Source organism: Pedococcus badiiscoriae (genome assembly GCF_013408925.1).
GTDB lineage: Bacteria > Actinomycetota > Actinomycetes > Actinomycetales > Dermatophilaceae > Pedococcus > Pedococcus badiiscoriae.
In genome coordinates, this window is the sequence record NZ_JACCAB010000001.1 from 52,440 (window position 1) to 79,049 (window position 26,610).

Below are 26,610 nucleotides of genomic sequence, written 5' to 3' on the forward strand. Positions count from 1 at the left end.
GCCACTTCCCTCAACATGCCCGGAGTGTCGCACGAGAAAGGGGCAGGACGCTCACGGCTCGCGCACCCTGCGGCCTGAGCGGTCAATCGGCCCTTGGGTGAGCGCATGGCAGACGCGATGGTCCGCGCGCAGGTGCTCCGTTGGGTCGCGGATGACCAGCCAGGGTGGATTGAGTTCGCCCTCGTGGACGCGGATGGGCAGCAACATCGGATGGTCGAAAAGGTTCCAGTACGGACGAGCCGAAGTATCACGGCAGAAGCGGAGTTCCCGGAAGAGAGTTGTGGCTGAGGGCAGTCACCGGCGAGGTGACTAACGAGCGCGTTGAAGTCACCTTTGCCTCTGCGGTCCAGCCCACCGAGGGCCGCCCGGCGTGCAGGTGCGCGTTGCAGATGTCAGGTGGCTCTGACCTGCCGCTGATCGGGCAGCTTCGTCGAACGCTCACCCGCCAAGTGGTCAGCAGTCCGCTGGACTGGCGTGTCATCGAGTTGGGACGTGAGGCAGGGGTGGCGGTTATGCCTCTTGTCTGGGTGAGCAGGATCGCGCTTGCCCTAACGCTGATCTGGGCCATAGTCGGCAATCCCTGATCGTCCCTCGACATCTCCGCGGCACGCTAACGCGGTTGCTACCCAAGGCGCGGACGGAAGGCGCTTCGGCTGGACGCCCGACCGAATGATGGGTGCTGCGATCCTGTCGTTTGCACGCGCTGGACCGACCGCGGTTTCGACTACGGATCAACTGCGACAAGCCCCGGGACCGTCGCCCTAATGCTCGACGATTGACGCCGGATCGATCAATGACGCTGGCGCCACCCGCCCGTAGGCCCACTCAACCTGATCTTTGGCTAGGGCCCACTCGACCATGCCCATCTCGGTGTGGATAGGCAGTACGACACATCCAGGGCCAGTACCAGCCCACACCTCGCGCCATGTCGGCCTCCGGGCTGACGAGCGTTTCACTTCGCGTACTTGAAACGTGACCCCATGAAAGTTCATCAGCCCCGGACTCAGTCGGGCCGTGCCAGCCCGCCACCGATGACTTAGCGCCGGACGGTCCATCAGGTCGAGGATGGTCACCCACGCAGCTGCCACCGCCGGCTGACCTTGAGACTGCACGACGCGCATGGAGCACTGGACCATCGAGTCAGCGCGCAGGCGGGCAGCCTTCCGATCATTCACATGCCCGACGAAGAGGCTGACTAGCAACTCGCGGAAGAGGCCGCCGAGTAGGTCACCGAGCAACACGCCCTCCCTCGCACTCTGTGGCGGCAGTCTCCCACACCGACGCATCGCACCCGCCGGGTTTCCTAGAGCTCTGACTGAGAGGCGGCCACCGGGCGTGGACCGGAAGTCCGCATTCTGAATGCAGAGGCAAGCCCGGCATCGGGGCGAGAGCGGATGCGGCGTCCGGCTCCGCTGAGTGGCAAGATGAGTGACACCCGGAACGGGTCTCTAGGCACAACCGTGGACCCCGATGGACCAGCGCCGTGCCGGCGAGTCGAGGCACTCCGTCTGCGTACGTGCGTCGGGACGAAGCTTGCAGGCCGGGACGGCGTGCCCACCACGTGCCCAATGGACGGTCCAGCACGGGTCCACAGGGTCACCCACGGTCAGCCATTTGAGCACGTCCCTGCGGTGGTTCGCCCACTTCCCAAGCTGGACACACGAGTTCTATTCTCGTCACCGGCTCAAAGAGGTTTCGCCGAATAGATCGAGTCGCTCCCCTCGAATTGATGGCCGTCTCGGGCCGCCCAAGCCCCCTCAGCAGAAGATGAGGGCTTCGTCACCTGCACCCGCGTCGCTCGCCTGCTGCACGCAGTGCTGTCTTGTAGGACTGCCACGGATCCTCGGCGACGATCACTTGAAGGCCCACAGGTCGACGTTGTCGCCATGGAACCGCGCTTCGCGGTCGTCCTTGCTGTCCGGGCCTGGTCTATCCATTCCTCGCATCCTGGCGCAGGGCCGGCCGCATTGGGTTGACCTGCTGGAGGTACTCGGAGAACCACCGCCCATCGGCAAGACCGCGCGCGGATCGCCGCAAGATCGCGCGGAACGCGGCATGAGCGGGCGTTTCAGCCACCCTGCTCCATGGACTCGGGCAATGGCAGACCCGCCAAGCCGAGCAGCTTAACAACGGCGTCTTCGGCGAAGACCTCTTCCGGCTCTGCCCCGCCAGGATCCGCCAGCAGCGACAGAATCTCTTCGGGCGCTATCAGCGGTCCGCCGATGTGCTTGACCCATTCGCTGAACCCCAGCGCCTCTGCCTTCCCATCAACGGGTTGGCTTGCTGAAGGATCCTCGAAGTAGATCGCGGGCTCGTAGCCGAGATAGAACCGGCCAACGCCGGTCGTAGCGGGCCGATAGTCGATCTGAGCGATGTCGCTGTCGTGAATGTCAACACGCAGTGACGACCCCGTGGGCGGTGTGTCCTCGCGCTCTGTCCATGCTCCATCGGCGTAGACGAAGGTCCCAAAGAATCCCATGCGGGCGAGGCTACTGAGCCGCCTGCCCCATGTCCGATGATCGGCAGTTCCCCTCACGGACAGCCCCCGAGCGGATCGCGGCAAATGAGTGCGGTGTAGGACGGTGTCGGAGAGCATGTGGTCATGACCGTCAGTGCCGCCCAGATGGCGTCCTTCTACGAAGAAGTCACTAAACACGGCTCCGTTTGGGCGATCCGCGACGCATACGGATTCCCCGCACCGCTCAACGGCGACGGCGCCCGTGCCATGCCCTTCTGGTCCCTTCGGAGCAGAGCGGAGCGAGTCGTCGGTTCTGTGCCTGCATACGAAGGCTTCGAGGTGGTCGAGCTGAGGCTCGAAGAGTTCGTCTCACGATGGCTGCCGGGGCTTGACCGAGACGCGACGCGAGTTGGCCTCAACTGGTCTGGCGCTGGGGCCACTGGATACGACGTAGCCTCGTCCGATGTCGCAAGCCGACTGCGGGGCGACCCGGGCGGTCCGGCCTGAATACACGCTGACTGCGGCAATTGCGGACGCCCTCAGAATCGGATGAGCCCTCTGCCTCCGGCCCGTCTCCGCAGCCACATCATGTAGATGGTGAGAGCGATCCCCGCGAGCAGCGTGACGACCCCTGGAAGCAAGCCGTCCTGCAATTGCCCGAAGCCAAGGCCGGTCAGGACCGCGCCCACCAGGACCATCGTCTTCCACCATCCGGGCATGGCGTGGAAGTGCCCAGTCTGTTCGAGCCGGATGGTGGCGTAGCGACGCCAGTGAGCCGCAGGAGACATGACCCTGCTGTGCCTTCCCGTCATGTGAAGGGAGTGTAGGTGTGGGTGCCGCCATCGAGGTGTGGACTCGATCAGCCCTGACGGCTGCTTGCGCCAGCCTGGCTATCACCCTTCCCGCGGGCCGCCCGACTGCCACTCAGGTGTTCACAGGTGCCGAGCGCACGAGCGGATCGCGGCAGATGAGGGCGTTCTCAGGGAATGCGGGCCTGCGCCTCGCGAACTGCGAGACGGAGCGCCTCCACGGCAGTTTCTCCTAAGACCGTGAACTCGTTGTCGACGATGTCGCCCTCGAACCGGACGTACCAGCGCTGAGCACTGGCGCGCACCCCCGCCCAGTAGCCCAGTTCGAACTCCGGCTTGAACTGGCCTGGGAAGGCTTCCGCGCAGTCCACCATTTCCTGCAAAGCCGTCGCCGTTTCCTCATCCACACTGAGACGGTAGCCGAGCGGATCGCGGCATGTCAGTGCGTTCGCTAGGTCAATCCCGACGCACGTCGAGGCAGTCGAGCACGATCTTGAAGTCGCTGGTGGTGAACACCATGACTGGAGAAGCCTGAAACCCCGTGCCGGGGATGCGGATCGCCGTATGGCCGTTGTCCTCGACTACGGAGACGGTCGCGCGGCGCAGGCCGGAGGAGGCCCGCTGCCAGAACGGTTCGAAGTCGCCGAGGATCGAATGCCAGTGGCGAGCGCCGACGAGGCTTCCCGACTGGCACGTAAGGGCGAGCCGGCCATTGAGCATGTCGGGGACGCGAGTCAGGGGTGCGCGAGGTGAACCGTCGATGTTGAGTGGCGGCTGGTCCTCCCAGCGCACGGGGATCGCTACCTTCTGCCCACGCGCATACTCCTCGACGCGCCGCTGCCTTGCCCGGGGGCCAAGTCCGCGATTCCCGAAGGACTCAAGGGCAGCCCCGGTGAGGAGGGCGCCGAGAATGTCAGCCAGGAAGTCCACGGGCGGATCTTCGCACGAGCGCCGTCGAACATTTGAAATTCGGTATCAATCACGTGGCCTGCCGGGGCAAGCCGTCCGGTGCGCTGTCATCGGCAAGAGCGGACATTCGCGTTGGCAACCGATAGGCGGCCGGATACACGGGTCTTGAGTACGGGCGAACGCCGCACCAGCGAGCGGTGGGCGGGAGGTCCGTCTGCTCAGACGCCGACCGTTGCACGCACGTTCGCAGCAGTCTCTTCGAGCACAGCACGACCCTTCGCTGTGTCAGGCCGTTGCAGCGCAAGCAGGCGGAGCGGCCGGTCTCGGCCGCGTTGATCGATGTGGAGACAGATGCGCGGGTAGTAAAGGCCACTGCCGGGGCCGACCGCTACCGATTCGACCTCGCTGGAAGGAATGGCCCGCCGGACGAAGCCGTACTCATACCGGATGGCCGAACTGTTGACCGTTGCCTTTGCAGTGCTGATGGATATGCCGAAGCCGAGCGACAACCCAACCAAGACCCCCATCATCGCCCCGGCCCCCCAGTCGTAGGAGTCTGACCCGTCTTGAACGACCCCACTGAGCCCGAAGAAGGACCCGAAAAGGACGAAGCCCCAACCAGCCGCTCGATACGCCAGTGGAGGCCGAAGCAGCAAGGGTTCGCGAGGATCAACTGTCACGCTCGAAGGTTCCCATGCGACCGCTTCGGGTAGGGGCACCCACGCTGTCATCGGCATGAGCGGATCGCGGCAGATGAGTGCGTTCGCGGCGGGAAGACTCCGGGGTGAGCGAGGATGGTCGCGTGACCTCTCTGACCCTGTCTACGGCGCCCACAATCGCCAATGCTGTCGACGGCAAGTGGGTCGTTCGCGAAGTCGCCAAGCGTGTCGAGTTCGTCCTCAACGGCAAAGCCCTGGGCGACCTTGTGGCTATCACCGAGATCGGACCGCTCGACTACCAAGTCACCCCTTTCGAGCATCTCCACGTCGATGGCGCCGCAGTTCTCGCCGGCGAAGCGTCCTTCGACAGCGACGCGCAAGATCCCTCGCGGGTGCCGCTCCTGGTCTGCTCCTGCGGAGACCTAATGTGCGGTGCGCTGACCGTACGGGTGTCACGCGATGACCACGCAGTTGCGTGGACCGATTGGGCTTGGGAGGACCAGTACCGCCCACCCCTCATGCTCGATTCGCTGACTTCGGCGGTTTTCGACGCCGACGACTACGACCGCGTCATCCAGGAAGCCGTGACTCTGGCCGCAGCGAACGTAGAGCCCGACACCGTCATGCGTGTCCGGGCACCCGGGCCGTGGTGGCGCAACATCCGCCGCGTCGCTCAGGAACGCACCGACGAGCAAGCAATGCTGGGCTGGCTCATGGCTCAGGCAGTCGCACCAAAGATCGGCGAAGCTCACGGGAGCTATCACGACTTTCTAGTCAGCCTCGACGCGGCGCAAGATCTCATCGCCGGGGCCGCCAGCAGCAAGCGCTCGAGGGACGACAGGCACCGCCGAGCCGCCCTTCAAGCCTTGCTCGTCGTCGAGGACTCGGAGCATAGGAACAGCCTGCCTCCCGAGACCTTGAACGCCGTTCGGTGGTACCTCGAACGGCTGCAGTCGTAGGCGCTCGGCTCCACTCGGATCGCGCCATGAGCGGACACATCGTGAGGGATGCTTGACCGCGTGAGTGGGTACTTCGAGCGGCGTAGGGCGCACCGACAACGAGTTCGACAACTCCGTCAGCTGGGTGTCTGCCTTGAGTGCGACCATCCCTGGTCCGAGCATCCCGGGTCCGGCAATGACTTCGACGGCATGTGCGGGGAGTGCGCCTACGAGTTCGAACACGATCAGCGGGAGTCAACTGCGCCCGGATGTCGGCTGCCGGTTCCGGCTCTCAACTGAGTGCACTCCCTGCGGCATGTGCGGACGGTTCCGTGCGACACCCCTGGCAGTATGACCATCACCCGCCACCGACAGGTGTTTCTCCGCATTCCCTGAGGAAGATCGTCCTTTCGCGATCAAATTGAACTTTTGGGTAGGTCTGCATGCAAACGCCCTACTTTGCACGGGCGACCTGGGTAATCTCCGCCGCGTGAAACTTCACCGTCATGTTCTCGTCGCCGTCGCCGTCGCTGCCGTTGCCGTAGCTGGTTCAGTGGCCGCCTGCTCCGGGGCGCCGGCCCCCTCCGCAACACCCCGGAGCGGATCTGCCTCCGGACGAACGGCCGCGGCCCCCGCGGCCTCGGCGCCGTCGGCGGCTCCCCCCTCGAGCGTCGCCATCGCGGCCGCCGCGCCGAAGACCGCCGGGGACCTCAAGAAGGCGTTGCTGACGTTGAGCGACCTGCCGTCGGGGTTCACGCTCCTGCCCGACGCGTCCGCCAAGAACGGCCCGAAGGCAACCTCGACGGACCCAAAGTGCGCCCCCTTCGTGCGGATCACCAACGCGACCGTCACGCCCGGCACGACGGCCAGTGCGATGGTCTCGTTCACCGCAGGCCGGGCCGGGCCCGTAGTCGGCGAGTCCCTCGACACCTTCGGGAGCGCCAGCAAGGCTGCCGCGTTTGCGGTCGCAGCGAAATCGGCCGCGGCCGCGTGTCACGGGGTCAGACTCGCCGTGCCGGGCGTTGGCACCTCCTCCATGATCGTCCAGGTCGTGAACCCGCCCCTGTACGGGAAGGACCCCATAGCGGTGCGCGTCACCGGGATTGACGGCCCATTGAAGAACGTCGAGCTCACCATGGTCTCCACCGACTTCGGCGACACCGCGGTGTCGCTGAACTTCATCGCGGCCACGCGTCAGGACGTCGAGGGTGCCACCCGCCTCGCATTCGAGAAGGCGACGAAACTACTCGGCGACACGGGCGCCGCCGTCTCGTAACCGGCCGGCGCGCGTGGAACTCCCACGGATGCGCTCACCCGAGCGACCAAACGAATGCTGAATCTCGACATCGACTCTGAGGGTCACACAGATGGGCTCCTCGACGCCAGCACGTTGCTACCCATCGAGTTGCTCCCGCGGTGAGGAGGCTCCCGCGTGCGCCAGACGCACACAATATGTGCACCGTCATCGGCAGGACCGCGCGGACGGCGGCAGATGAGGAAGTTGTGCAGTCAGCGCTGACGCTTTCCTGCGGGCTGCGACACTGCCAACTCCTGTCAGAGTGGCAAGCGCGACCGCTGCGCTTGGCCCAGGCCGTTCAGTGCCGAAGATCCTGAAACGCCCTCGGCGCCAGCCGCTCGTCCGTACGGTGTCCGAACCATGATTCTCCGCACCGTTGCACGCTTGATCGAAGCCGCCGTCGTCATTGCGACCGCCGTAGCCCTAACCGCCTGCGGGCCCGGTTCCACAGCTCCGTCGGCTGCCGACGTGACCGGCTCCGCCCCGGCCACCCCGCCCGTCCGGGCCACGGAGGGTGCGTCGCCCACAAAGTCGGCGGTCTCGCCGACGGCTGCAGTCGTGGACCCGGCGCGGGTGAAGGCCGATTTCAGGGACGGCCTCATGACGTACTGCCTGCGCACGTACCAGTTGCAGCGCGCCGCCGACGAAAGATACCCGGGAGGCAGTTCCGCATCATTGTCCGGCTTCTCGGGCTTGGTCCTGCAGTCGATGGACCAGTGGCAGCCGAGGCTCGAGGTGCTGCGGCCGCCGGCGGACCTGGCAGGGGTGTTTGAAGAGTTCCTGGTCAATGTCGAAGATATCCGCGCCGGTCGGGAGGCCGAGGCCGCGGCCACGTCACCGGCAGAGCTGCAGGTTGCGGGCGACCGTGTGCAAATGGCCTACACCGAGCGCTACCGCTTGGCCAAGCTCATGCACGCCGACACGTGCGACGGCGAACTCCCGACGATGGAGAAGGCCGCCGTCGCCGCCGCGACCAAAGCGTTCGACCTGACGACGGACGCGACCAAGGCGTGCCGCACGCTCGTGACACCACAGTTCGTCGCTACCCAATGGGCCGACCAAGCCCGGCCCATGTCGGCCTGCACCGCCGACGCTTCGCGGCGAAGAGCACATCCGGAGAAGGTCGCCACTGGCATCAAGGTCACCACGATCACCGGCGTAGAGAGCCTCACCGCAACCGTCCACTTCACCGAGGTGGGTGGCTGCTGCGCCGGACAGCGGACGGTGGCTCGGCTGTACTTCTACCGCGACAAGGGGTGGAAGATCCGCTCGATGTCCTACGAGTAGTACGAATGACTCAAGACCAGCCCGTGCGCGGATTGCGGCATGAGCGGGCGTCCGCCACGGATCTGCCTCTGGTTCCTACGCTCTGGGGAAGCGCGGCAATGTCGTGCGTCCTGTATCGGCCACGCAGTTGAGCCAGTCTTCCCACGACGCCGGATCGCTTGTCCGATACGCGTCGTCTGTCGGCTCCATGCTGACCAGCATGAGTTGCAGCGCATCGCTCGTTGGCTCGCGTTCCGCGTACTGCCAAACGAAGCGGTAGGCCGCTTCATACGCCTCATCGACTGTGAGGCGGCGGTCGTCACTCATACGTGCAGGCTAGAGGCACTCCCACGGATGACGCTGTCAATTCGGGGATCGACTGCGCGGAACGCGGCATGAGCGTGCGTCGAATCGTCGGTCTACCCTGCTTGGCATGCCAAACGTGCCACCCCCCATCGAAGCCTTGCGGTCGCTCGTACGGACCGTCATTCAGCACGCTCCGGCTGAGGTGCGGCCCCCGCTGCTCGTGCAGGCCGAAAGTCTCGAGTACATCAGTGGTCCGGTAACCATGATGCAGTTGCGTGTGACGGACGATTGCCCTCCCGTCAGCGGTGTTGACAGCCCTGTTCCAGGCGGTCCCTCAGTAGTTGACGCCGAGGGCCCGTGACATTGGGCTCTTGCTCCTTTGGCTGAACGAAGCTGGCTACATCGACTGTCTGGAGTACGGATGGGCGACCGATGAGATGCCCACGCAACTGCCCAGCGCCGGCCAGGTGCGCGCCTTCCCACGGCCGTAGTCGTTACCGCTCATCGGCAGATCCGGTAAAACGCGCATCCGCCGAGCTGCTCCATCACGAGGTCTGAGGACCGGCCTGCAGCATCGGGACCAGCTCGGCGATGGCTCGGTCGGTGCCGGCGTCGTCGACGTCGAGGTGCCAGACCAGGCGCACCGCCGTGGCGCTCACCGGATAGAGGCGTATGCCCCGTCGGCCCGCCTCCTGCACGAAGCCCGCCGGAGTCCACCCGGTCGCTGCCACGTCGAGCACCACGATGTTGGTCTGCACACGCTCCGGGTCGATCGAGCCCGGGGCCGCGGCTGCCGCGGCCTCGGCGAAGCGCCGCGCCCGGGCGTGGTCGTCGGCCAGCCGCTCGACGTGGTGGTCGAGGGCATGCAGCCCGGCTGCGGCGAGGATGCCGACCTGCCGCATGCCGCCGCCGAACCGCTTGCGCCAGATCCGCGCCTGCGCCATGAGGTCGCGCGAGCCCGCGAGGACCGAGCCGACCGGGGCGCCGAGGCCCTTGGACAGGCACACGCTCACGGTGTCGAACAACGCACCGTAGGTGGCGAGCGGGACACCTGTGGCGACGTGGGCGTTCCACAGCCGGGCACCGTCGAGGTGCATCGCCACGCCACGCGGCTGCGTGCCGGCGCGCAGTGCCTCGATCTGTTCGAGCGGCTGGACCGTGCCGCCGCCGAAGTTGTGCGTGTTCTCGACAACGACCAGACGGGTGTTGACCTGGTAGGTGCCGCCGTCGGGGATCATCAGCGCCAGCGGCTGGGCCGCGTCGAGCAAACCGTGGTCGGCGACCCAGGACCGCGACGAGATCCCCGACAGCACCGCGGCGGCACCCATCTCGGCTCGCAGCACGTGGGCGAGGGAGTCCGCGACGAGCTCCTCACCGTGGGCGACGTGCAGCCGCAGGCACAGCTGGTTGGCCATCGAGCCGGTGGGCGCGAACAACGCGTCCTCGTGACCGAGCAGCTCGGCCACCCGCTCCTCGAGCCGTCGGACCGTCGGGTCCTCGCCGAACACGTCGTCGCCGACCGGGGCGTCGGCCATCGCGCGCCGCATGGCCTCGGTGGGCTGGGTGAGGGTGTCGGAGAGCAGGTCGACCACGGGCGCGTCAGGCATGCCTGAAGCCTAGGAGGTGACCCCGCGCCGCGGCCGCCCGGGAGGTCAGTCCTTGGCCAGCATCTCGGCGACGAGGAAGGCCAGCTCGAGGCTCTGCTGGTGGTTCAGCCGCGGGTCGCAGACCGTCTCGTAGCGCTTGTTCAGGTCGGCGTCGAGGATCTTCTCGGCGCCACCGATGCACTCGGTGACGTCGTTGCCGGTCAGCTCGACGTGGATGCCGCCGGGGACGGTGCCCAGGCCCTGGTGGACCTCGAAGAAGCCGCGCACCTCCTCCACGACGTCGTCGAAGTCCCTGGTCTTGTAGCCACTGGCCGACTCGAACGTGTTGCCGTGCATGGGGTCGCAGATCCAGGTGACCTGCGCGCCCGAACCGGTGATCTTCTCGACGAGCGTCGGCAGCGCGTCGCGCACGGTCCTGGCACCCATCCGCGTGATGAACGTCAGGCGCCCCGGCTCGCGGTCGGGGTCGACCTTGTCGATGAGCCGCAGGACGTCGTCGATCTCGGCCTTCGCCGACAGCTTGATGCCGATCGGGTTGAGCACCTTGGAGACGAAGTCGATGTGGGCGCCGTCGATGTCGCGGGTGCGCTCGCCGACCCAGATGAAGTGGCCGCTGGTGTCGTAGAGCTCGCCGGTGCGGCTGTCGACGCGGGTCAGCGGACGCTCGTAGTCGAGCAGCAGCGCCTCGTGCGCGGAGAAGAACTCGGTGGTGCGCATGGCGTCGAAGTCGGCGCCGCAGGCCTGCATGAACTTCATCGCCTTGTCGATGTCCTTGGCGAGTCGCTCGTAGCGGCTGTTGGCGGCGTTGGCGACGAAGCCCCGGTTCCAGTCGTGGACGTGGCGCAGGTCGGCGAAGCCGCCCTGGGTGAAGGCGCGCACGAGGTTCAGCGTGGCCGTGCTGGCGTGGTAGGCCTGCACGAGCCGCTGCGGGTCGGGGGTGCGCGACTCGAGCGTGAAGTCGAAGTCGTTGACCATGTCGCCGCGGTATGCCGGGAGCGTCACTCCTTCGCGCGTCTCAGCTCCGCTGCTGCGGGGCTTGGCGTACTGGCCGGCCATCCGACCGACCTTGACGACCGGGACGGACGCGCCGTAGGTCAGGACCGCGGCCATCTGGAGGATGGTCTTGACCCGGTCTCGGATGTTGTCGGCGGTCGCGGAGGCGAACGTCTCGGCGCAGTCCCCGCCCTGCAGGACGAAGGCCTCGCCGCGGGCTGCGGCGGCCATCCGGGACTTCAGGACGTCACACTCTCCGGCAAACACCAGGGGTGGATACGACGCGAGCTCGGCGACAGCGCTGGAGAGGCGCGCGGCGTCGGGCCACTCCGGCTGCTGGGCAGCGGGAAGGAGTGCCCCGGCCGCGAGGCTGGCGAGGACGTCGTGGTGCTGGGCGGTGCTCACTGCTCAAGGATAGGCGGCACGACGCCCACCCCGTCCTGTGGCCCAGATCCCGATACCCTGCGTCGGGAAGGAGGGACCCGTGGACTCGCGACTGACCGTCCCAGGCAACCCCGTGGCCCACCCCGATGCGGTGGTCTCCGGCGATCGCTGGCGGATCACCGTCCTCACGCCCGGCCTCCTTCGGCTGGAGTGGTCGGAGTCGGGCGACTTCGAGGACCGGGCCAGCACGTTCGCGGTCAACCGGGCGCTCCCGGTGCCCGACGTCGAGGTGCACCGCTCGGGCCGACGCATCGAGCTCTCGACGGACTGCCTGCACCTCGACTACGACGGCGAGCCGTTCAGCCCCAGTGGTCTGGTCGTCACGGCCACCTCGGCCATGCCCGACGCGCACACCAGCGAGTGGCGCTACGGCCAGCCGGCCGACGGACTCGGCGGCACCGCACGCACGCTCGACGACGTCGACGGGGCCGTCCCGCTCGGCCCGGGGGTGGTCTCCCGCAGCGGCATCGCGGTCATCGACGACTCCGAGTCGTTCCTCATCGCGGACGGGCGTGCGACTGCGCGGCGCCTGGGCACGCAGGACCTCTACCTGTTCGTCCGCGGCCACGACTACCGGGCCGCGGTCGCCGACCTCTACGCCGTGTCCGGGGCGGTGCCGCTGCTCCCCCGCTGGGCACTCGGCAACTGGTGGAGCCGCTACCACCCCTACTCCGCCGACGAGTACCTCGAGCTGCTCGACAGGTTCGACGCGGAGCATGTGCCACTGTCGGTCGCGGTGCTCGACATGGACTGGCACTGGGTCGACATCGACCCGCGGTTCGGCGTGGGGTGGACCGGCTACTCGTGGAACCGCGACCTCTTCCCCGACCCGCCCGCCTTCCTCGACGAGCTGCACCGTCGCGGCCTCGCCGTGACGCTGAACGTCCACCCCGCCGACGGCGTCCGCGCGTTCGAGGACGCCTACCCGCAGGTCGCCCGGGACATGGGGGTCGACCCCGCCAGCGAGCGCGCGGTCGCCTTCGACCCGACGGACCCGCGCTTCATGGACTCCTACTTCCGACGGCTCCACCACCCGCTCGAGGACGAGGGCGTCGACTTCTGGTGGCTCGACTGGCAGCAGGGCTCGTTCAGCCGCACCCCTGGCGTGGATCCCTTGTGGCTGTTGAACATCGAGCACTTCAACGACTCCGCCCGGCGCGGTCAGCTGCCCCTCACCTTCTCCCGGTATGCCGGTCCGGGCAGCCACCGCTACCCGGTGGGCTTCTCCGGCGACACCCACATCACCTGGGACTCCCTGGCCTTCCAGCCCTACTTCACCGCCAGCTCCTCCAACATCGGCTACGGCTGGTGGAGCCACGACATCGGCGGGCACTGGTACGGCAGCCGCGACGACGACCTGACCGTCCGGTGGGTGCAGCTCGGCGTCTTCTCACCGATCATGCGACTGCACTCGACGCTGCACCCCTTCATCCGCAAGGAGCCCTGGACCTTTCCCGCCCAGGCCCGCGCGACCATCGACGTGTTCCTGCGGCTGCGGCACCGGCTCGTCCCCTACCTGCACACCATGAACGCCCGCGCGGCGCGCGAGGGAGTCCCGCTCGTGGAGCCGATGTACTGGGCGGACCCCGCAGCGACCGAGGCGTATGCCGTGCCGACCCAGTTCCGGTTCGGCACCGAGCTGGTGGTGGCCCCGATCACCAGCCCGCAGCAGGAGGTCCTCGGGCTCGGCAGCGTGCAGGCCTGGCTGCCCGAGGGAGTCTGGACCGACCTGTTCACGGGCACGCGCTACCGCGGCGGGAGGCAGGTGCGACTGCACCGGCCGCTGGAGACCCTGCCGGTGCTGGCGCGTGCGGGAGCGTTGCTGCCCCTGGCGGGCCAGGGTGACGAGCCCGTCGGAACGACGCTGCCCGAGCACCTCGAGCTCGTGCTGGCGGTCGGGGCGGACGGCCGGTTCGACCTCGTCGAGGACGACGGCAGCACTGCGGCACGCACCGCGGTCACGTCGATCACCTGGGACGAGGCCACCGCCACCGTGGTCATCGCACCGCCCACCGGCGCGGTCGACGTCCTCCCGCCCTCGCGCACCTGGTCGCTGGTCGTCCTCGGCGTCGAGGCCGGCACGGCACGCTCCACCGGGAAGACGGACGTCACGGCCTCCCCCGAGACCTGCGGCACGCGGTTCGCCCTCGGCGAGGTCGCCACCGCCGACGGCCTGCGGGTCACCCTCGACGACCTCCGTCCGTTCGGCTGGGCCCGGACCCTCGAGCAGGCACGCCAGGTGCTCGACCGGGCGCGGATCGACTACAACCTGAAGCGCACGGCATACGCCCTGGTCGAGTCGGCGGACGGCCCGACCGATGCGGCCGCCCGCCTGCGCGGCCTCGAGCTCGACCGCGAGGTCGAGGCGGCGCTGCTCGAGCTCCTGCTCGCCGAGTACTGAGGGACCCGGCCAGCAGGGGTGCGGCTACGGGCCGGTGCGGGACTGACGCGGGGTGGGGAAGCGAGAGGGCTGCCGCAGGGAGCCGAAGGTGCGCTGCCCGACCAGGATCTCGCCTGCGACGAAGCCGAGGCCGACGAGGCTGCCGACGACGGCGATCACGGCGGGTTGGGCCCCGGCTGCGCCCGAGACGAGAGCGCCCAGTGCCCCGGCCACGATGGCGTTGAAGACGGTCATGAACATGGTGGTGCTCGCCAGCACGTGGCTGAAGGTCGAGCGGGGCCACCCCATCAGGTAGGTGTCCATGAGCCCCTGCTGGTCGTCGTGCGAGGAGGTGACGAAATAGGGCGCCAAACTGGGGTCGATCTCGAGATATGCCGCCCGCAGCCGGTTCATCCCGAGGATGGCGGACCCGTCGTCGACGCTGGCGTTGATCACGCGGGCCTGCGTGAGGATGCCCATGACCAGCACGGCAGCAGCCAGCCCTATCGCCATCACCCGGAAGGCGCCGCCGAAGCCCGAGTGCTGGGCGAACAGCGCCAGCACGACCAGCGATGCCGACGCCACCGTGAGGTGGATGGCAATCCGGCTCATGACCTCCGACCACGTCATGCTTCGGGTTGCCAGCAGGCTCCAGTGCTCGGTTGCCAGGATCTGCGCCCTGACACCAGCAGACACCGCCTCGGCCGGACTGCCGTGACCTGGTCCGTCGTCGGCTTCCTGGGCTGATGGCACGGTGGGGTGCACTGCCTCCGGAGGCAGCGGCGACGCTGACAACGACATGGCTGCTCCTTCGCGACGGTCTGCCGCACAGTGTCCTCCACAGGGCGCAGTCGGGTCGACCGATGGAACGTGACGGCGCGATGGTCGCGTCCCCTCTCCTTGGGGCACTGTTCACCTCCCGGACACGTACTCACCGCCGATAGCTTCACCTGGGGAATAGCGTGGCCTCGACCGCATCGCAGTGGTCGCCTGGCAACCCAAGGAGCTCGTCGATGACTTCCTCACCCACCTTCCGCCGCGGGCGGATCCCGCTGATCACCGCAGCCGCGGCCCTCCTGGTCGCGGGCGTCCCGGCAGTCGCGGCTACCGCCTCCGGTCACGCTGCCGCGTCGCACCACGGAGAGCGTGCTGCCGCGACCACGACGCCGATCAAGCACCTCGTCGTGATCTACCAGGAGAACGTCTCCTTCGACCACTACTTCGCGACCTACCCGCACGCGGCCAACCCCGCCGGTGAGCCGCGCTTCGTCGCCAAGCCCGGCACGCCCGGCGTCAACGGGCTCGGGCCGTCCCTGCAGGCCCCGAACAACCCGAACTCGGTGCAGCCGTTCCGCCTCGGCCGGAACCAGGCGCAGACGTGCGACCAGGACCACAACTACACCGACGAGCAGAAGGCGTTCGACGCCGGCGCGATGGACAAGTTCGTCGAGACCGTCGGCCGCGGCGCCGGCACCTGTGCGGACTACGGCACCGGCAAGGGCCTGGTCATGGGCTACTACGACGGCAACACCGTCACCGGTCTGTGGAACTACGCCCAGCACTTCGCGATGAGCGACAACTCCTACTCGAGCACCTTCGGGCCGTCCACGCCGGGAGCGCTCAACCTCATCTCGGGCCAGACCCATGGCTTCACCACCGATGGCACCGCGGTGCCTGCCACCAGCAGCACGGTCATCGGCGACCCGCAGCCCACCGGCGACAAGTGCGACACCCGCGACACCAGCAGCACGGTGCCGGGGTCCACCAACAAGAACGTCGGTGACCTGCTCAACGCCAAGGGCGTCAGCTGGGGCTGGTTCCAGGGCGGCTTCGCCGACTGCGCGGCCACCCACACCGACATCGGCGGGGTCACGAGCAAGGACTACATCCCCCACCACGAGCCGTTCCAGTACTACCCCAGCACGGCCAACCCCCAGCACACCCCGCCCGCGTCGGTGGCCGAGATCGGCCACGCCGGCCCGGCCAACCACCAGTACGACCTGAGCAACTTCTGGTCCGCGGTGAACGCGGGCACCATGCCGGCGGTCAGCTACCTCAAGGCGGCCGCATACCAGGACGGGCACGCGGGCTACTCCACGCCGCTCGACGAGCAGCGTTTCCTCGTCGACACGGTCAACCGCTTGCAGAAGACGCCTGACTGGAAGAACACCGCCGTCGTGGTCGCCTACGACGACAGCGACGGCTGGTACGACCACCAGATGTCACCGATCGTCAACCAGTCACAGGACCCCACCGACGCCCTGACCGCTCCCGGGCAGTGTGGCGCCAACCCCGCGCGCGTGTCCGGTGGGTACCAGGACCGCTGCGGCTACGGCCCGCGCCAGCCGCTGCTGGTCATCTCGCCCTACGCGAAGTCCAACTTCGTCGACCACACCATCACCGACCAGACCTCGATCCTGAAGTTCGTCGAGGACAACTGGAACACCGGACGCGTCGGCGACAGCTCGTTCGACGCCAAGGCCGGCAGCCTGGACAACCTGTTCGCCTTCAGCGGCGGACAGCGCACCACCGAGCGCCTGCTGCTCGACCCGAGCACCGGTCAGCCCAAGGACTGATACCCAGGGTGCGTGGCCGGGATACCGTCGACTCGGGCTCCCGGCCACGCACCTGGTCCGGCCGGCGAGCGAACTGACCACCGCAGAAGAGGCGCCGATGTCGCTCAGCCGGATCCACAACTTCTCCATCTCCCTCGACGGCTTCGCCACGGGCGAGCCGCAGTCCCTCGAGGCACCGTTCGGTCATGCCGGCCATCGCCTCCATGACTGGATGTTCGCCACCCGGTTCTGGGGCGCGGGAGGGTCCGAAGGGCTCGACAACGCCTTCGCCGAGCGCCACAGCCACAGCATCGGCGCCGAGATCATGGGCGCCAACAAATTCGGGCCGCCCGGCTGGCAGGACGACCCTGACTGGACGGGCTGGTGGGGCCCGAACCCGCCGTTCCACACCCCGACCTTCGTCCTGACCCACCGTCCCCGGTCCTCGATGGAGATGGAGGGCGGGACCACCTTCCACTTCCTCGACGCCACCCCGGCCGAGGCGCTCGCGACTGCCCGCGAAGCGGCCGGCGGTCAGGACGTCCGGATCGGCGGTGGCCCCACCGTGGTCCGCGACTTCCTCGCCGCCGGGCTCGTCGACCACATGCACCTGGTCCAGGTCCCGATCCTGCTCGGTCGTGGGGTCCGGGTCTGGGACGGCCTGGACTCGCTCGAGCAGACCTACGACATCGAGTCGGTCTCCTCCCCCAGCGGCGTCACGCACCTCACGTTCACCCGCAAGCTCGGCTCCTGACCGTCGGCAGTCAGCACCGCCCCGCGCTCAGCTGCTGCCCTGGGACGAGTCAGCTGCTCTGCTTGGCCGCCAGTGCCTCGAAGTTCTCGTACAGCTCCGGGACACCCTGCTTGTCGCGCAGGGCACGAGCGGCCGGCCCGACGCGTGCCCAGACACCCGCGACCCACCACCAGTCGAGCACGAGGTCGGTGTCGATCAGCCCGTTCTTGGTGAGCGTCCCGATGGTCTCTCCCCAGTTGAGCACCCGGGACACGAGCAGGTCCTGCGCGGAAGCGGTCTCGGGGTCGAAGTCGTCCGCCCACACGGCCTGCATCGCCTCTTCGAGCCCCATCGCCGAGCCCCATTGCGCCAGCTGCACGAGAAGTGAGCCGTCCTGTCGATCTGCCATCTCCCACCCTCCAGAGTCGAGCCCGTCCGGACTGGCACGCTACGCCGAGCACCCTGACCACGCCATACGTCGTTCGCACGAGACTTCCGTATGCCGTATCGCAGGCGCACGATGGGACGGTGGAGACCTGGGACGCCTTGCGGGCGCGACGAAACGTCCGGCAGTTCACCGAGCAGCCCGTCCCTGACGAGGCGCTCGACCGCATCCTCGAGGCTGGCCGCCGGGCGCCGTCGGCAGGCAACTGGCAGCCGTGGGACTTCGTCCTCGTGACGGACCGGGCCCAGCTGGTCGAGCTGGCGAAGGTCTGGCAGGGCGCCCGACATGTCGCCGGGGCGGCGGCCGCGATCGCGATCGTCGCACCCGAACCGCAGGATGACCGCCAGTCGGCCCTTCTCCAGTACGACCTCGGCCAGGCCACGTATGCGATGACCGTCGCCGCAGCGGACCTGGGCATCGGCACGGGCCATGCGGCAGCCGCCGACCAGGACCAGGCCAGATCCGTCCTGGGGTTCCCCGAGGGGCGGTTCCTGGCCTACGTCCTGTCCGTCGGCTATCCATCGGACAAGCCGTTGGCCGTCCTCGAACGCCTGAACCGGCGCCCCTTCGACGAGGTCGTGCATCGCGGAGGGTGGTAACCGTCCGCCTCGACGGCCGGCACTGGCTACCATCCGAGCGTGGATCTCGCGGAGTGGTTTCTCAGCCCGTCGGAGCGGGGCAACCCTGCGACCCGGCTGGACAGCCGGCACACCCCGACCTCGGCCTGGAGTCACGGCAACCTCGTGCGCCCTCTCGTGCACGGGGCCACCTACTTCGCCGAGCTCGCCGAGCGGGTGAACCAGACCCGACGAGGGGACCTGCTGCTCTTCGTCGACTGGCGCGGCGACCCGGACGAGCGGCTGACGGGCGAGGCTGGCAGCGAGGTGGCGACGATCTTCGCGGCGGCAGCACGTCGCGGGGTGGACGTCCGAGGTCTGATCTGGCGGTCACACTGGGACCGGCTCGCCTTCTCCAACACCGAGAACCGCACCCTCCAGGAGGGGGTCAACGCCGCCGGCGGGCAGTGCCTGCTCGACATGCGGGTCCGCACCGGCGGCTCGCACCACCAGAAGTTCGTGGTGCTGCGCCATCCCGGACGCCCGGAGAACGACGTGGCGTTCGTGGGCGGGATCGACCTGTGCCACAGCCGCAGGGACGACGCGGCACACCACGGCGACCCCCAGCGGCAGTCGATGGCGGCCGCCTACGGCCCGCGTCCCGCCTGGCACGACGTCCAGCTCTGCCTGACGGGCCCGGTGGTCGGTGACATCGAGACGGTGTTCCGCGAACGGTGGGAAGACCCCCAGCGGATGAGCCGCTCACCGCTGCGGCGCACGGCCGACGCCCTGCGCCACGACCCGGAACGTCCCACGCCGCTGCCGCCTCAGCTGCCCGACCCGCAGCCCACGGGTCCGCACCCGGTCCAGGTGCTGCGCACCTATCCGCGGCGCCTGGGCGGCTATCCCTTCGCCCCCCAGGGCGAGCGCAGTGTCGCTCGCGGCTGCCGCAAGGCGCTGCGCGGCGCGCGGGAGCTGATCTACGTCGAGGACCAGTACCTGTGGTCGGTCGAGGTGGCCAGCGCGTTCGCCGACGCCCTGCGCCGACGTCCGGAGCTGCGCATGGTCGCCGTGCTGCCGCTGCGCCCCGACCAGGACGGGCGGTTCTCCATGCCGCCCAACCTGGCAGGTCGGGACACGGTGATCAGGACCCTGCGCGAGGCCGCCCCGGGGCGGGTGGCCTTCTACGGGATCGAGAATGCCGAGGGTAGGCCGATCTACGTCCACGCTAAGGTGAGCATCGTGGACGACTCGTGGGCCAGCGTCGGCTCCGACAACTTCAACCGGCGCTCGTGGACCCACGACTCCGAGATCTCGGCGGCGGTCGCCCACGAGGACTACGCGCGGGGGCTGCGGGACGAGCTGGTCCGCGAGCACCTCGGCCTGGAGGCCGCGGCGCCGGCCCCGGCCCGCGCCGAGGTCTTCGACGCTTTCGCGGACGCCGCCGCGGCCCTGGAGCAGTGGCACCGGACGGGCCGCCGGGGACCGAGGCCACCCGGGCAGCTCCGTCCTCTCGTGGACCCCCCGCTGGGCCGGGTCACCCGGGCCTGGGCAGAACTTCTCTACCGCACCGTCTACGATCCCGACGGCCGGCCGCTGCCCCTGCGCGTCATGCGACGACTGTGAGTGCCGTCCGGTCGGACGTCGGCGGCGGTTACTTCCCGCGCAGCCCGATCGGGTTGCCGTCGGCGTCCGAGAGCACGCAGACGCGGGCGCCGGGTGCCACCTGACGCGGTGCGTCGCGCTCGGTGGCACCCGCCGCGAGGAGGGTCTCCCGGGTCGCGTCGAGGTCGTCGACGTCCGCGAAGGCCACCGGTCCCCCACCGGCTCCGGCAGGGTTGAGGGCGATCTCGAAGCCGTCGACGTTGTACCCGACGTAGTAGGACTCGTCGGTGTGCGGTGACCCGAACAACGCCGTGTAGACGGCCTTCGTGGCGTCCAGGTCGGACACCGGGATCACCAGACTGCGGATCGTGGGACTCATCTTCGTCACCTCCGGTTCAGGACGGTCAGGTCGTCGACCGTCATGTCGATGAGGACGAGGCTATGAGCCGTCCCGGGACCGACGCTTCTCGAATCCTGATCGATGCGCCGATCGATCCGCCGATCGATCCGCCGATCGATCCGGCGACGGATCCGCCGACCTCAGGCGATGCCCTCGAACGGTCGCACCTCGACCTTGCCCCCACAGGCCTTGGATCCCTCGGCAGCGAGCCTGAGCGCCACGTCGAGGTCCGGCGCGTCCACGACCCAGAAGCCCCCGAGGACCTCCTTGGACTCCAGGTACGGACCGTCGGTCAGGACCGGCGTGTCACCCTGCCCGTCGACGACCGTGGCCGTCGAGGCCGGCTGCAGCCCCCCGGCGAAGACCCAGTAGCCGTCGGCGCGCAGCTTGTCGTTGAAGACACCGGTCGCGGCGAACGACGCCTCCATCTCCTCCTTGGAGCCGTAGTTGCCGAACTCGTTCATCTCGGCGGGCCCGTGCACGGCCAGCAGGTAGTGCGACATGACTGTTCTCCTCCAGTTCCGGGGCGGTCCCCATGACCGCCTCTCACCCACTCCACGAACGACGTCGCGCGGATACGACACCCTGCCACCGATACGTTCCGCGGGCGACGCCCGCCCTCCAGCGCGACGGTATGCCGTGGTCAGCGTTCAATGGGAGTCGTCCGCATCGACGGACCCCGCGGACGCGACGCAGAAGACCCTGAGGGAGTGGCATGAAGCTAGGACTGCACATCTCGGACTTCACCTGGGACGGCGGGCCGGTGGCCCTGCGCGGGACGCTCGGCGACATCGCCGTGCGTGCCGAGCACGCTGGATACGACCGCGTCAGCGTGATGGACCACCTGTGGCAGATCGCGCACCTGGGGCCGCCGGAGCACGAGATGCTCGAGGCCTACACGACGCTCGGGTTCCTCGCGGCGAAGACCGAACGGGTCAAGCTGCTCACCGTGGTCACGGCCGTGGTGTACCGGGACCCCGGCCTGCTGGCCAAGGCCGTCACCACGCTGGACATCCTGTCCGGGGGGCGCGCCATGCTCGGCATCGGCGCCGCCTGGAACGAGGAGGAGTCGCGCGGGCTGGGGCTCTTCTTTCCCTCGACGGCGGAGCGGTTCGAGCGGCTCGAGGAGGCCCTGCAGATCTGCCTGCAGATGTGGAGTGACGACGAGGGGCCCTTCGAAGGCACCCACTACCGCCTCGCGCGGACGCTGAACTCCCCGCAGTCCCTCAGCCGTCCGCACCCGCCCATCCTCATCGGCGGCGCGGGTGAGCGGAAGACGCTGCGGATGGTGGCCCAGTATGCCGATGCGTGCAACATCTTCGACACGCCTGAGCTCGCGCACAAGCTCGAGGTGCTGCGCGAGCACTGCGAGCGCCTGGGCCGGGACTACGACCAGATCGAGAAGACCGCCCAGCTGCGGTTCGACCTGGGTCCGAACGGCGAACGAGTCGACCAGACGATCGAGCACCTGCACGAGCTTGCGGGTCTGGGCATCGAGGTGGCGCACGGAGGTCTGGCCGACGTGAGCAAGCCCGGCACGCTGGAGCTGATGGGCGAGCGCGTGATCCCCGCGGTGGCGGACCTCTAGCAGGATGGTCAGCGTGAAGGTCGCAGGCGAGCGGGCACTGGTGCTCGGTGGTGGAGGGTCGGCGGGCAATGCCTGGCTGATCGGGGTGGTCGCGGGCCTCGCCGATGCCGGCCCGGACGTCACCCAGGCCGACCTGGTCATCGGGACGTCGGCCGGATCGACCGCCGCGGCCCAGCTCACCAGCGCGAGCCCGGCCGAGCTGTATGCCGCCATCCTGGGCGCGGTACCGCAGCCACGGCCTGCACCGGGAAGACCCCCGGACGGTCGTGCTGCCGCGCCGCCGGCGGTGGACCACCTGGAGAGGACGGGCCGGATCATCGCCGCCGCCAGCGACCCCGCCGACATGCGCCGCCGGATGGGGGCAGCCGCCCTCGAGCTGGAGGCGGCGGCGGACGGCTCCGGGCAGGAGCGATGGCGGGCGGTCGTCGCCGCGCGGCTACCGAGCGAGCACTGGCCGCAGCGACCAGTGCTCGTCACGGCGGTCGATGCCCGCACAGGGGAACCAGTCGTCTTCGACCGCCACAGTGGAGTCGACCTGGTGGACGCCATCGCGGCCAGCACGTCCAGCGGCGCGCCCTATGGCATCGGCGACAACAGGTACATCGACGGTGGCTACCGACGCAACGAGAATGCCGACCTGGCCGCAGGCTTCCGGCGGGTGCTGGTGCTGTCCCCGCTCGGTGGCAGGTCGCGCCACCCGGCGGAGTGGGGCATGCAGCTCGCCGCCCAGGTCGACGAGCTGCGCGCCGGCGGCAGCGTCGTCGAGACAATCCTGCCTGACGGCGACTCCCTCGAGGCCTTCGGCACCAACCTGATGGATCCGTCGACACGTCTCCCGGCCGCTCGGGCGGGCCATCACCAGGGCGTGGTCCTGGCGGAGCGGCTGAGTGAGTTCTGGGACTGAGTGGGTTCTGGGACTGAGTGGGTTCTGGGACTGAGTGAGTGCTGGTGCTGAGCCGGGGCGCCGAGCGGACAATGGCGCCATGAGCGGACAATGGCGCCATGAGCGGACACGCAAGCCCATGAACGCGCAGGGCCACCCCGCCGACCGAGCCGACCTCGAGGACCTCGTCCGTCGGGCTCGCGCCGGGCTGAGGGACTGGACGGACACGACCGACAGCGACCCCGGCGTCGCCCTGCTGGAGCTGTTCGCCTTCCTGGCTGAGCTGCTCAGCTTCCAGTCCGACCGGATCGTCGTCCGGCGCGGTGACGACGGTGCGACGGTCATCGAGTTCGGGGACGGCGTGCACGGTCGGCAACCGCCCTCGGGCAGCTCGATCGGCGTGGGCTACAGGCATGGCGGCGGGTACATCTCGGTGCTGCTGCAGCAGGGGCGCGTCATCATCGATGCCGACCAGAGCGAGGCACCGTCGAGTCCGGGCTGCGGGGTCTACCGGGCGGTCGTGCTCGACGCCACGGACCCGCTCAGGCAGCACCGCCTGCTCGTGCGGATTCCCGATCTCAGCGGCGACGACGCGGTGTGGGCCGCGGCATGCCTGCCCGGACCGGCGGCCTCGGCAGTCCCCGCAGTCGGTTCAGGGGTGTGGGTCGCCCTCGAGTCGGGCGACCCCTCGCGACCGGTCTGGCTGGGCCAGCGCGTCACCGCGTGAGCCACGCCGCCACCTGCGCCGCGCTCAGGCCTCGGGGGTGTCCAGTCCCTTCGCGATGGCGAACCGGACCAGCGCGATCCTGTTGTGCAGCTGCAGCTTGCCCAGAGTGTTCTGCACGTGGTTCTGCACCGTGCGGTGCGAGATGAAGAGCTCGGCCGCGATCTCCTTGTAGGACATGCCGGTCGCGACCAGCTTGAGCACCTCGGTCTCACGCTGGGTCAGCTCAGGGATGGGCCGGGAGGGGTCGGTCTGCGGCTCGGTCGACATCCTGCGGAACTCCCCCAGCACCAGGCCGGCCAGCCCGGGGGTGAACACCGCCTCGCCTCGGGCGGTCGCCTCGACGGCAGCCACGATCTGCTCGCGAGAAGCGGACTTCACCAGGTAGCCGGTCGCGCCCGCCTTGACCGCCTCCAGGACGTCCTGCTGCTCCCCCGAGGCCGACAGCACCAGCACCCGGGTGGCGAGGGACCCCAGCGCCGCGCACACCTCGTGGCCGCGCATGCCGGGCAGGTTGAGGTCGAGGACCAGGACGTCCGGGCGGGTGGCCCTGGTCCGGTTCACCGCGGCTGGCCCGTCGTCCGCCGTGGCCAGCACCGTCATCCCCGCCTCGGCGAGGTCGCGGGCAACGGCGTCGCGCCACAGCGGGTGGTCGTCCGCCACGACGACGCGGACCGGCGCAGGGTCGGCGGGCTCTGGATGCTGGTCGTTCATCGCGCTCCTTCGTCGTCGCGGCCGCCGTCCTTCGGCGCCCGCATCCGCACGGTCACCCCGGCACCCTCTCGCACCGAGTACTCGGCCGTTCCGCCCAGGTCGCTCAGCCGCCCACGGATGCTCGACGAGGCGCCCATCCGCCCGGCGGCCGCTGCTTCGTCGAGGCGACCCGCCGGCATACCCACGCCGTTGTCCCGCACGGTCAGGGCGACCTCGCTGCCGTCGTCCTCGACGAGCACCCACGCCTGGGCGTCGTCACCGGCGTGCAGGCGCACGTTGTCCAGGGCTGCTCCGACGGCCGCCACCAGCTCGCCGGCCACCCGAGGGGGCACGAGCACGGGGTCGGCGGGGGCCACGAGGTGGATGCGACCGCCGGCGAACCTGCCGAGCTGCTGGCGCAGGTCGAGGTCGCCGGTCACGGCGGCTTCGGTGTCGGCTGCCGACGTGCCGCTCACCAGCGCGCGCAGCAGGCGTTCCTGGTCGGCGGCCATCCCACCGAGGTGTGCGGCCTCGCCGCCGAGCTGGGTGCCGCGACGGTTGATGAAGGCCAGGGTCTGCAGCACCCCGTCGTGCACGGTGCGGGCCAGCCGCTCGCGCTCGCGCACCTGGGCCTCGAGGGCGATCGCCTCGCGCAGCCTGGCGTGCCCCTCCCGCGCGAGGTCACAGGCATAGCCGATGAGGGCGCCGATCAGGAGCAGCAGCACGATGTTGTTGATGGTGTTCGGCGTGGCCTTCCCGACCTCGACCACGTCGACGATGCCGATGAAGACCGCCGCCGGTATGCCGCCCTTGCGGCCCAGCAGCACGGCCGCCGACACCACGCCGGCCGCCGGCCAGAACGTCGGCAGGGTGCGCGAGCCCTCCGCGATCGCCTGGGGCGTGTCGACCAGCAGGGTAGCCAGGATCGCCGCCGCGCCGAGGAGCAGCTCGACGACCACCAGCCGCAGGCGGCGACTGCGGTAGATGACCAGGAACGCGGTCCACAGGCCGAGCACGCCCAGGACCGCCCAGCCGAGGGCGGGCCGCATGAGGTCGTGCGGGCGGTCGGCCAGGGAGTACGCGGCATACCCCAGGGCGAGGGGCCGGAAGACGTCGATCCCCTTCCAGAACGCCGACACGACCTCGGGCTGGGAGTCAGGTGCCGGGACGGCCCGGCCAACGGCCGGGCGCACGACTCGGCGCGTCGACAGGCCACCGTGCCGTGCCACGGCGAGGAGGGACCTAGCTCGCCGCGCGGGCGCCGGGCGGCACCTCGTCCGACACCGGCTCGACGTCCCGCGCGACGTCGTCGCGGTCGGCGGCGGCCTCGCTCTCGGTGCGGACGTCGTCAGGGCCGGTCAGCTCGTCGATGTCCGCCGCGGCGTCGTCGACACTCGAGCGCCTCCTGCGCGAGCTCTCGTCGTCGCCGGCATCGAGGGCCTCCTCGAGCTCCTTGGCCGCCGACCCCGGCAGGGCCGCCTCCTGGAGCTCGCGGGCCTTGGTCTTGGCCGCGGCGAGGATGCGGTCCTTCATCGACGTGGCGTACATGTCCACGTACTCCTGGCCGGACAGCAGCATGAGCTCGTACATGATCTCGTCGGTGATCGACCGCAGGACGAACCGGTCGTCCTCCATGCCCTCGTAGCGCGAGAAGTCCAGCGGCTTGCCGATCTTGATGCCGATGCGGATCAGCTTGGGGATCTTGGCGCCGGTCGGCTGGGCCTTGTCGGTGCCGATCATCGCGACGGGCAGCACCTTGACGCCGCCCTCGAGCGCCATCCGGGCGACGCCGGTGCGACCCCGGTACAGGCGGCCGTCAGGGCTGCGCGTGCCCTCGGGATAGATGCCCAGCAGCTCGCCGCGGCGCAGCACCTTCAGGCCCGAGCGCAGGGCCGCCTCGCCCGCGCGTCCCCCGGAACGGTCCACCGGCAGCTGCCCCACGCCACGGAAGAACGCGGCGGTGAGCCGTCCCTTGATGCCGCGACCGGTGAAGTAGTCGGCCTTCGCCAGGAAGGTCATCCGGCGCGGGACGACGAGCGGCAGGAAGATGGAGTCCGAGAACGACAGGTGGTTGCTGGCGAAGATGGCAGGACCGTCGTCGGGAATGTTCTCCTCGCCCTCGACCCACGGACGAAAGAGCAGTTTGAGGATCGGGCCAAGAACGACCGTCTTGAGAACCCAGTAGAACACCAGCACACCTCCCGAAGTGACGCCGTGAACTCTACGTTACTCACGCCGTCGTCGCGGCCCCGTGCGAGAATGCGCAGGAGGAGTCGGTGCAGCCATCGAGCGGCTGGGCCGGTTCGTCGGAGTTGGTCACGACGGCCGACCACCCGCCTCGATCCAGAGCAAGGGGCATCC

General features: G+C 69.0%; 27 protein-coding genes. 12 read left to right on the forward strand and 15 right to left on the reverse strand.

What is annotated here, in order from left to right; all coding sequences use genetic code 11:
• Positions 1-2,068: 2,068 nt before the first annotated feature.
• Positions 2,069-2,479, reverse strand: a complete 411-nt coding sequence (locus BJ986_RS00250) for a hypothetical protein (protein WP_179420166.1) — start codon at positions 2,477-2,479, stop codon at positions 2,069-2,071.
• A gap of 144 nt (positions 2,480-2,623) precedes the next feature.
• Between BJ986_RS00250 and BJ986_RS00255 the strand changes: the two genes are divergently transcribed.
• Positions 2,624-2,965: a DUF2750 domain-containing protein gene (locus BJ986_RS00255; protein ID WP_238338121.1), complete on the forward strand. Its 342-nt coding sequence runs from the start codon at positions 2,624-2,626 to the stop codon at positions 2,963-2,965.
• Positions 2,966-2,997: 32 nt separating this feature from the next.
• Here the strand turns inward: BJ986_RS00255 and BJ986_RS00260 are convergent, their stop codons facing one another.
• From BJ986_RS00260 to BJ986_RS00275, 4 genes are all read right to left on the reverse strand, one after another.
• On the reverse strand, positions 2,998-3,270 hold the full coding sequence (locus BJ986_RS00260) for a hypothetical protein (protein WP_179420168.1): 273 nt from the start codon (positions 3,268-3,270) through the stop codon (positions 2,998-3,000).
• A 167-nt stretch (positions 3,271-3,437) separates the two neighbouring features.
• A complete protein-coding gene (locus tag BJ986_RS00265) occupies positions 3,438-3,674 on the reverse strand; it encodes a hypothetical protein (protein ID WP_179420169.1) in 237 nt (78 codons plus the stop codon).
• A gap of 49 nt (positions 3,675-3,723) precedes the next feature.
• The gene (locus tag BJ986_RS00270) at positions 3,724-4,197 is read right to left on the reverse strand and encodes a hypothetical protein (protein ID WP_179420170.1); all 474 of its coding nucleotides are present in this window, start codon (positions 4,195-4,197) and stop codon (positions 3,724-3,726) included.
• A 197-nt stretch (positions 4,198-4,394) separates the two neighbouring features.
• Positions 4,395-4,856: a hypothetical protein gene (locus BJ986_RS00275; RefSeq protein ID WP_179420171.1), complete on the reverse strand. Its 462-nt coding sequence runs from the start codon at positions 4,854-4,856 to the stop codon at positions 4,395-4,397.
• Between the two features lie 122 nt (positions 4,857-4,978).
• Between BJ986_RS00275 and BJ986_RS00280 the strand changes: the two genes are divergently transcribed.
• From BJ986_RS00280 to BJ986_RS00290, 3 genes are all read left to right on the forward strand, one after another.
• Positions 4,979-5,794 (forward strand): hypothetical protein, encoded by an 816-nt coding sequence (locus tag BJ986_RS00280; RefSeq protein WP_179420172.1) that lies wholly within the window; start codon positions 4,979-4,981, stop codon positions 5,792-5,794.
• Between the two features lie 469 nt (positions 5,795-6,263).
• The gene (locus BJ986_RS00285; protein ID WP_179420173.1) at positions 6,264-7,049 is read left to right on the forward strand and encodes a hypothetical protein; all 786 of its coding nucleotides are present in this window, start codon (positions 6,264-6,266) and stop codon (positions 7,047-7,049) included.
• A 381-nt stretch (positions 7,050-7,430) separates the two neighbouring features.
• On the forward strand, positions 7,431-8,357 hold the full coding sequence (locus tag BJ986_RS00290; RefSeq protein WP_179420174.1) for a hypothetical protein: 927 nt from the start codon (positions 7,431-7,433) through the stop codon (positions 8,355-8,357).
• 75 nt (positions 8,358-8,432) lie between these two features.
• Here the strand turns inward: BJ986_RS00290 and BJ986_RS00295 are convergent, their stop codons facing one another.
• The 3 genes from BJ986_RS00295 to BJ986_RS00305 form a co-directional block, all read right to left on the reverse strand.
• Entirely contained in the window at positions 8,433-8,663 is a 231-nt protein-coding gene (locus BJ986_RS00295) for a hypothetical protein (protein WP_179420175.1), read from the reverse strand.
• A gap of 524 nt (positions 8,664-9,187) precedes the next feature.
• The gene (locus BJ986_RS00300) at positions 9,188-10,249 is read right to left on the reverse strand and encodes a threonine aldolase family protein (RefSeq protein ID WP_179420176.1); all 1,062 of its coding nucleotides are present in this window, start codon (positions 10,247-10,249) and stop codon (positions 9,188-9,190) included.
• Positions 10,250-10,294: 45 nt separating this feature from the next.
• Complete coding sequence (locus BJ986_RS00305) at positions 10,295-11,647, reverse strand: class II 3-deoxy-7-phosphoheptulonate synthase (protein ID WP_179420177.1); 1,353 nt, start codon at positions 11,645-11,647, stop codon at positions 10,295-10,297.
• 79 nt (positions 11,648-11,726) lie between these two features.
• On the opposite strand from BJ986_RS00305, the gene BJ986_RS00310 reads away from it, so the two are divergent.
• The gene (locus BJ986_RS00310; RefSeq protein ID WP_179420178.1) at positions 11,727-14,087 is read left to right on the forward strand and encodes a TIM-barrel domain-containing protein; all 2,361 of its coding nucleotides are present in this window, start codon (positions 11,727-11,729) and stop codon (positions 14,085-14,087) included.
• 24 nt (positions 14,088-14,111) lie between these two features.
• On the opposite strand, the gene BJ986_RS00315 is transcribed toward BJ986_RS00310, so the two are convergent.
• Positions 14,112-14,867 (reverse strand): hypothetical protein, encoded by a 756-nt coding sequence (locus BJ986_RS00315; protein ID WP_179420179.1) that lies wholly within the window; start codon positions 14,865-14,867, stop codon positions 14,112-14,114.
• Positions 14,868-15,079: 212 nt separating this feature from the next.
• Between BJ986_RS00315 and BJ986_RS00320 the strand changes: the two genes are divergently transcribed.
• Positions 15,080-16,642, forward strand: coding sequence for a phospholipase C (locus BJ986_RS00320; protein WP_179420180.1), 1,563 nt, complete (start codon positions 15,080-15,082; stop codon positions 16,640-16,642).
• A 97-nt stretch (positions 16,643-16,739) separates the two neighbouring features.
• On the forward strand, positions 16,740-17,375 hold the full coding sequence (locus BJ986_RS00325; protein ID WP_179420181.1) for a dihydrofolate reductase family protein: 636 nt from the start codon (positions 16,740-16,742) through the stop codon (positions 17,373-17,375).
• Between the two features lie 49 nt (positions 17,376-17,424).
• Here BJ986_RS00325 and BJ986_RS00330 read toward each other — a convergent pair whose 3' ends face one another.
• The gene (locus BJ986_RS00330) at positions 17,425-17,763 is read right to left on the reverse strand and encodes a DUF4760 domain-containing protein (protein ID WP_179420182.1); all 339 of its coding nucleotides are present in this window, start codon (positions 17,761-17,763) and stop codon (positions 17,425-17,427) included.
• 119 nt (positions 17,764-17,882) lie between these two features.
• On the opposite strand from BJ986_RS00330, the gene BJ986_RS00335 reads away from it, so the two are divergent.
• Complete coding sequence (locus BJ986_RS00335) at positions 17,883-18,398, forward strand: nitroreductase family protein (RefSeq protein ID WP_179420183.1); 516 nt, start codon at positions 17,883-17,885, stop codon at positions 18,396-18,398.
• A gap of 39 nt (positions 18,399-18,437) precedes the next feature.
• Positions 18,438-19,982: a phospholipase D-like domain-containing protein gene (locus BJ986_RS00340; RefSeq protein ID WP_179420184.1), complete on the forward strand. Its 1,545-nt coding sequence runs from the start codon at positions 18,438-18,440 to the stop codon at positions 19,980-19,982.
• A 28-nt stretch (positions 19,983-20,010) separates the two neighbouring features.
• Here BJ986_RS00340 and BJ986_RS00345 read toward each other — a convergent pair whose 3' ends face one another.
• Together BJ986_RS00345 and BJ986_RS00350 are read right to left on the reverse strand one after the other, a co-directional pair.
• The gene (locus BJ986_RS00345) at positions 20,011-20,340 is read right to left on the reverse strand and encodes a VOC family protein (RefSeq protein WP_179420185.1); all 330 of its coding nucleotides are present in this window, start codon (positions 20,338-20,340) and stop codon (positions 20,011-20,013) included.
• 161 nt (positions 20,341-20,501) lie between these two features.
• A complete protein-coding gene (locus tag BJ986_RS00350; protein WP_179420186.1) occupies positions 20,502-20,864 on the reverse strand; it encodes a YciI family protein in 363 nt (120 codons plus the stop codon).
• 212 nt (positions 20,865-21,076) lie between these two features.
• Here BJ986_RS00350 and BJ986_RS00355 point away from each other — a divergent pair, with 212 nt between their 5' ends.
• The 3 genes from BJ986_RS00355 to BJ986_RS00365 all read left to right on the forward strand — a co-directional run bounded on the left by BJ986_RS00355 (position 21,077) and on the right by BJ986_RS00365 (position 23,559).
• Entirely contained in the window at positions 21,077-21,949 is an 873-nt protein-coding gene (locus tag BJ986_RS00355) for an LLM class F420-dependent oxidoreductase (protein WP_179420187.1), read from the forward strand.
• 13 nt (positions 21,950-21,962) lie between these two features.
• Entirely contained in the window at positions 21,963-22,853 is an 891-nt protein-coding gene (locus BJ986_RS00360; protein ID WP_420372028.1) for a patatin-like phospholipase family protein, read from the forward strand.
• 79 nt (positions 22,854-22,932) lie between these two features.
• Positions 22,933-23,559 carry a phage baseplate assembly protein V gene (locus tag BJ986_RS00365; protein WP_179420189.1) on the forward strand — a complete coding sequence of 209 codons (627 nt, stop codon included), beginning with the start codon at positions 22,933-22,935 and terminating at the stop codon, positions 23,557-23,559.
• A 24-nt stretch (positions 23,560-23,583) separates the two neighbouring features.
• On the opposite strand, the gene BJ986_RS00370 is transcribed toward BJ986_RS00365, so the two are convergent.
• Genes BJ986_RS00370 through BJ986_RS00380 form a run of 3 tightly spaced genes read right to left on the reverse strand, consistent with a single transcriptional unit; the run spans position 23,584 to position 26,439 of the window.
• On the reverse strand, positions 23,584-24,270 hold the full coding sequence (locus tag BJ986_RS00370) for a response regulator (RefSeq protein ID WP_179420190.1): 687 nt from the start codon (positions 24,268-24,270) through the stop codon (positions 23,584-23,586).
• The gene (gene macS, locus BJ986_RS00375) at positions 24,267-25,442 is read right to left on the reverse strand and encodes a MacS family sensor histidine kinase (RefSeq protein WP_202881148.1); all 1,176 of its coding nucleotides are present in this window, start codon (positions 25,440-25,442) and stop codon (positions 24,267-24,269) included. Before macS ends, BJ986_RS00370 begins: the two co-directional genes overlap by 4 nt.
• A gap of 49 nt (positions 25,443-25,491) precedes the next feature.
• Entirely contained in the window at positions 25,492-26,439 is a 948-nt protein-coding gene (locus BJ986_RS00380) for a 1-acyl-sn-glycerol-3-phosphate acyltransferase (protein ID WP_179420191.1), read from the reverse strand.
• Positions 26,440-26,610: the final 171 nt, after the last annotated feature.

What these genes read in the sequence shown, in the direction of transcription:
- BJ986_RS00370 (WP_179420190.1), bottom strand. Translation starts at nt 24,270, where the DNA reads ATGAACGACCAGCATCCAGAGCCCGCCGACCCTGCGCCGGTCCGCGTC.
- BJ986_RS00325 (WP_179420181.1), top strand. Translation starts at nt 16,740, where the DNA reads ATGTCGCTCAGCCGGATCCACAACTTCTCCATCTCCCTCGACGGCTTC.
- BJ986_RS00330 (WP_179420182.1), bottom strand. Translation starts at nt 17,763, where the DNA reads ATGGCAGATCGACAGGACGGCTCACTTCTCGTGCAGCTGGCGCAATGG.
- BJ986_RS00355 (WP_179420187.1), top strand. Translation starts at nt 21,077, where the DNA reads ATGAAGCTAGGACTGCACATCTCGGACTTCACCTGGGACGGCGGGCCG.
- BJ986_RS00300 (WP_179420176.1), bottom strand. Translation starts at nt 10,249, where the DNA reads ATGCCTGACGCGCCCGTGGTCGACCTGCTCTCCGACACCCTCACCCAG.
- BJ986_RS00290 (WP_179420174.1), top strand. Translation starts at nt 7,431, where the DNA reads ATGATTCTCCGCACCGTTGCACGCTTGATCGAAGCCGCCGTCGTCATT.
- BJ986_RS00255 (WP_238338121.1), top strand. Translation starts at nt 2,624, where the DNA reads ATGGCGTCCTTCTACGAAGAAGTCACTAAACACGGCTCCGTTTGGGCG.
- BJ986_RS00350 (WP_179420186.1), bottom strand. Translation starts at nt 20,864, where the DNA reads ATGTCGCACTACCTGCTGGCCGTGCACGGGCCCGCCGAGATGAACGAG.
- BJ986_RS00365 (WP_179420189.1), top strand. Translation starts at nt 22,933, where the DNA reads ATGAGCGGACAATGGCGCCATGAGCGGACACGCAAGCCCATGAACGCG.
- BJ986_RS00295 (WP_179420175.1), bottom strand. Translation starts at nt 8,663, where the DNA reads ATGAGTGACGACCGCCGCCTCACAGTCGATGAGGCGTATGAAGCGGCC.
- BJ986_RS00250 (WP_179420166.1), bottom strand. Translation starts at nt 2,479, where the DNA reads ATGGGATTCTTTGGGACCTTCGTCTACGCCGATGGAGCATGGACAGAG.
- BJ986_RS00315 (WP_179420179.1), bottom strand. Translation starts at nt 14,867, where the DNA reads ATGTCGTTGTCAGCGTCGCCGCTGCCTCCGGAGGCAGTGCACCCCACC.
- BJ986_RS00345 (WP_179420185.1), bottom strand. Translation starts at nt 20,340, where the DNA reads ATGAGTCCCACGATCCGCAGTCTGGTGATCCCGGTGTCCGACCTGGAC.
- BJ986_RS00260 (WP_179420168.1), bottom strand. Translation starts at nt 3,270, where the DNA reads ATGACGGGAAGGCACAGCAGGGTCATGTCTCCTGCGGCTCACTGGCGT.
- BJ986_RS00320 (WP_179420180.1), top strand. Translation starts at nt 15,080, where the DNA reads ATGACTTCCTCACCCACCTTCCGCCGCGGGCGGATCCCGCTGATCACC.